A 4,461-nucleotide genomic window follows, 5' to 3' on the forward strand; every position below is an offset into this window, starting at 1 on the left:
CGTCTGGCTCTCCTGCAGGCGCAGCACCTGTTTTTCCATCTGTTTGGCTTTGCGTGAGAGGTCTTCGTTATCGTAGACCTGTCCCCAGGTCGCCAGCCGCCGGGCGCTGTCGGCGACCCGGTCAATCTCTTTTTGCTCCGTCCGGTGGCGCAGAGCGTCACTCTCATCCCGCTCGCGCAGCGCCTGCCGCGCCGCGCTGCTGGGCAGGGCAAAGTGGTGCAGCGCGCCTTCGCGCAGGATCCAGCTGGCGCAGGTGACGTTATCCAGCAGCCTCGCGTCGTGAGAAACCATGATGAAGCTGCCGCGCCAGCCGCGCAGGAACGACTCCAGCCACAGCAGGGTCGGCAGGTCGAGATGGTTGCCGGGCTCGTCCAGCAGCAGCACGTCCGGCTCGCGGATCAGCGCCCGGGCCAGCAGCAGCCGCGTGTGCTGGCCGCCGCTAAGGGTTGCGCAGGTCAGCGCGGTATCCGCGGGGCTAAAGCCCATGCTGGCGAGCAGCGCATCGGCCTGCCAGCGCCGCGCGTCGCGTTCGTCGGCGGCGAGCTGCGCCAGTACCGCTTCAATCATGGTCAGAGGGGCAAGCTCGTCGGGCAGGTGCTGCTCAACGCGGGCCAGCAGGCAGCGGGCGGCGCGGGAAACGCTGCCGGATGACGGCTCCAGCGTACCGTCGAGCAGCTTCAGCAGAGTGCTCTTGCCGCAGCCGTTGTCGCCGATAAGGCCAACGCGGTCGCCTTTTTTAAGGGTGAATGAAAGATCGGAAAACAGTTGGCCAAAGGCCGTGTCCAGGCACAGCGCGTGTGCAGTCAGAAGTGTGCTCATTGTACTTACTCAAGTGTTACAGGCGTGAAAACGCCTCGTCAGATAACGCCGACGATAACCCGGTAAGCCGAGGGAAGGGATTTAACGCAGAATGTCTTCGCTCAAGCCGAAGTTATCGCAGCACGGAATGCGTAACGCTTGAGCAGAGGCGATCGCCAAAAGTATGTGAAAAATGAAACATTTCACAGTACGGCATGGGATCCTCCTTATTATTTATCAGGTTGATGAATGAATCGAATGTAGCGAGAAAGCCGGAAACAGGCAAGAAAAAAGGCCTGCGTATGCAGGCCTTGAGCGTTTAGATGGAGGTGCGCCGATAGCTGCGGTACTCCGGCTCCCAGAAGTTCTCGTTAATGGCCTGGGTCAGCGCGTCGGCGGAGGTGTTCACCGCCACGCCCTGCTGCTGGGCCATTTTGCCGACGGCGAAAGCGATCGCGCGGGAGACGGTATGAATATCTTTCAGCGCCGGCAGCACCAGCCCTTCGCCGTTATTTACCAGCGGCGAGTGCTTGGCGAGGGTTTCGCTGGCGGACATCAGCATCTCGTCGGTAATGCGGTTGGCGCCGGAGGCGATAACCCCAAGTCCGATACCCGGGAAGATATAGGAGTTGTTGCACTGGGCAATCGGGTAGGTCTGATCTTTCCACACCACAGGATCGAACGGGCTGCCAGTGGCGACCAGCGCGTGGCCGTCGGTCCAGCTGATGATGTCCTGCGGCGTTGCTTCAACCCGCGAGGTGGGGTTGGAGAGCGGCATGACGATCGGGCGCGGACAGTGCTTGTGCATCTCGCGGATGATCTCTTCGGTGAACAGGCCGCTCTGGCCGGAAACGCCAATCAGGATATCCGGCTTAACGTTGCGCACTACGTCGAGCAGCGACAGCTCCTCTTCCTGAGTATCCCACTGGGCGAGGCTCTCGCGCTTCTGCGCCAGCTTCGTCTGGAACGAGAGCAGGTTCGGCATCTTATCGGTGAGCAGGCCGAAGCGGTCCACCATAAAGATGCGCGAGCGCGCCAGCTCTTCGCTGAGGCCTTCCCGCTGGGTCTGGGCGATAATCTGTTCGGCGATACCGCAGCCGGCGGAGCCCGCGCCGAGGAACACGATTTTCTGCTCGCTGAGCTGGCTGCCCGCAGCGCGGCTGGCGGCGATCAGCGTCCCGACGGTGACTGCCGCAGTGCCCTGAATATCATCGTTGAACGAGCAAATCTCGTCGCGATAGCGGGTCAGCAGCGGCATGGCGTTTTTCTGGGCAAAGTCTTCAAACTGCAGCAGCACGTTCGGCCAGCGCTGCTTGACCGCCTGAATGAAGTCATCGACAAACTGGTAATACTCGTCGTCGGTGATGCGCGGGTGGCGCGCGCCCATGTACAGCGGATCGTTGAGCAGCTGCTGGTTATTGGTGCCGACGTCCAGCACTACCGGCAGGGTGTAGGCCGGGCTGATGCCGCCGCAGGCGGTGTACAGCGACAGCTTGCCGATAGGAATACCCATTCCGCCGATGCCCTGGTCGCCCAGGCCGAGAATGCGCTCGCCGTCGGTGACCACAATCACTTTAATGTTGTGGTTAGGGACGTTCTGCAGGATGTCGTCGATATTGTCCCGGTTCTCCCAGGAGATGAACACCCCGCGGGCGCGGCGGTAGATCTCCGAGAAGCGCTCGCAGGCGGCGCCCACCGTTGGGGTATAAATCACCGGCATCATTTCGTCGAGGTGGTTTTCCACCAGGCGATAGAAGAGGGTTTCGTTGGTGTCCTGGATGTTGCGCAGGTAGATATGCTTGTCGATTTCGGTTTTGAAGCCCTGGTACTGGATCCAGGCGCGCTCGGCCTGTTCCTCAATAGTTTCAACCACTTCGGGCAGCAGGCCCAGCAGGTTGAAGCTGCGTCGCTCTTCAATACTGAACGCGCTGCCTTTATTCAACAGCGGAAATTCGAGCAGAACCGGACCCGCGTACGGGATATACAGCGAACGATTTTTTTTTACGATAGGAAATATCACACTCACTCCTTTGTCATCACTTCAGGCCCGGACGACGCTAGCGTGAGGGTCTGACGGATACTGCGGCGCTGGAATTATAAAGCAAGTGTTAAAAAAATGGGCGAGTTAAAAAGTTGCGAAACTAAAAAAAGCACCTCCCTGGAAAGCAGGTCGGTGCCGGTGTATTAAAGCGCGATAAAATTAGCCGCGGCGTTTGCGGCCGGTGGCATGGGTGTGGTTCACCTGGCCATCGCTGTCGCCTTCAATAAGCACTTTTTTCTGGTTGGAGAGTTTGTAGTTCAGGCCAAGTAGGTGGCGTGCCTGACGGTTCGATTTCATGTTGACTCCTTTGATCCTGTTGTAAGTTTCAAGGTCGGTAGAAATATCACCTGTAGCGTGCAGATGTTGTTATCTGCCCGGTTATCATTCCCCTTTGCACAGCCGATGGCAACCCCGACAGCACGATAAGCAGAATATTCCGGGATTGCGGCGTGCGCGACATTCCTTACCGCTATCTGCTCTATACTCAATGGCTCAACAGTAAAAACAAGGAGTAACGCGATGACGATCCATAAGAAAGGCCAGGCGCACTGGGAAGGCGATCTTAAGCACGGCAAAGGTACCGTATCCACCGAGAGTGGCGCGCTCAGCCAGCAGCCTTACGGGTTCAATACCCGCTTTGAGGGCGCGAAGGGCACAAACCCGGAAGAGCTGATTGCTGCCGCGCACGCGTCCTGCTTCTCCATGGCGCTGTCACTGATGCTGAGCGACGGCGGCTACACCGCAACGTCCATTGATACCGAAGCAACCGTGTCGCTGGATAAAAAAGACGGCGGTTTTGCCATCACTAAAGTTGCGCTGCAGAGCCGCGTCGCGGTGCCGGATATCGATCCGAGCAAGTTTGATGAAATCATCCAGAAAGCGAAGGCCGGCTGCCCGGTTTCGCAGGTGCTTAACGCAGAAATTACCCTCGATTACACCCTGAACTGATTTTGCCGCCGCCGGGGCAACCCGGCGGCGGTAACTCTCGCCTCACTCTCTTCTCTAAAGCGGCCTGCGGCGCAGGCGACCCAGACTAAACATCACTGCGACAGCCGATGTCGCCACCGCAATCCACAGGCTCAGGCGCACGGCATGCTCCTCCATTGACGGCGCGGCAGAGCTTGCCAGCAGCGCCAGCGCGACGCCAACAATGGACGCTCCCAGACACTGGCCGAAGGTTCTGACCACTGCAAGTACGCCGGACGCATAGCCGCTGTATTCCCGCACCACGTTACCCATGATTTCGCGGTTATTCGGGCTCTGAAAGCAGCCAAATCCAACCCCGCACACCAGGCTGCGCAGGCCGATATCCCAGACGCCGGCGTGGGCAGGCAGCGCCGCCAGCAGCGCCAGCCCCACGATAAAAATCCCGAGCCCGGCGGTAGAAATGGCCGCGGGAGAGTATTTGTCCGCCAGCCGGCCCGCCCGGGGCGCAACCAGCATGATCCCCAGCGGCCAGGGGGTAAACAGCAGCGCGGCGCTGAAGGCGCTGTGGCCGTAAACGTTCTGAAACAGAAACGGCAGGGCGATAAAGGCGATGCCCTGGCTGACAAACGAAGCCAGCGACGTCAGCGCCGCGAGCGTGAAGCGCGACGAGGCAAAGATAGCCGGCGGCAGCAGCG

At 59.6% G+C, this 4,461-nt stretch carries 5 protein-coding genes; 1 reads left to right on the forward strand and 4 read right to left on the reverse strand.

The genetic code is table 11. The annotated features are described in order from the left end of the window. The 3 genes from QZ766_RS13465 to sra all read right to left on the reverse strand — a co-directional run. Positions 1 to 819 (reverse strand): ATP-binding cassette domain-containing protein (locus QZ766_RS13465; RefSeq protein ID WP_297202787.1); only part of this gene is annotated, 819 nt, incomplete at its 3' end. 298 nt (positions 820 to 1,117) lie between these two features. Beyond that, positions 1,118 to 2,815 (reverse strand): NAD-dependent malic enzyme, encoded by a 1,698-nt coding sequence (locus QZ766_RS13470; protein WP_297202795.1) that lies wholly within the window; start codon positions 2,813 to 2,815, stop codon positions 1,118 to 1,120. 183 nt (positions 2,816 to 2,998) lie between these two features. Continuing rightward, on the reverse strand, positions 2,999 to 3,136 hold the full coding sequence (gene sra / locus QZ766_RS13475) for a stationary-phase-induced ribosome-associated protein (RefSeq protein ID WP_297202789.1): 138 nt from the start codon (positions 3,134 to 3,136) through the stop codon (positions 2,999 to 3,001). A gap of 222 nt (positions 3,137 to 3,358) precedes the next feature. On the opposite strand from sra, the gene QZ766_RS13480 reads away from it, so the two are divergent. Beyond that, positions 3,359 to 3,787, forward strand: a complete 429-nt coding sequence (locus QZ766_RS13480) for an OsmC family protein (protein ID WP_297202791.1) — start codon at positions 3,359 to 3,361, stop codon at positions 3,785 to 3,787. Between the two features lie 54 nt (positions 3,788 to 3,841). Here the strand turns inward: QZ766_RS13480 and QZ766_RS13485 are convergent. Then, positions 3,842 to 4,461: MFS transporter (locus QZ766_RS13485; protein ID WP_297202793.1), on the reverse strand; the 620-nt coding region annotated here is incomplete at its 5' end.

The organism is uncultured Pluralibacter sp., from assembly GCF_913775985.1.
GTDB lineage: Bacteria > Pseudomonadota > Gammaproteobacteria > Enterobacterales > Enterobacteriaceae > Pluralibacter.

Excerpts from the sequence above, each read along its gene's own strand:
- QZ766_RS13480 (WP_297202791.1), top strand. The coding sequence starts at position 3,359 with ATGACGATCCATAAGAAAGGCCAGGCGCACTGGGAAGGCGATCTTAAG.
- sra (WP_297202789.1), bottom strand. The coding sequence starts at position 3,136 with ATGAAATCGAACCGTCAGGCACGCCACCTACTTGGCCTGAACTACAAA.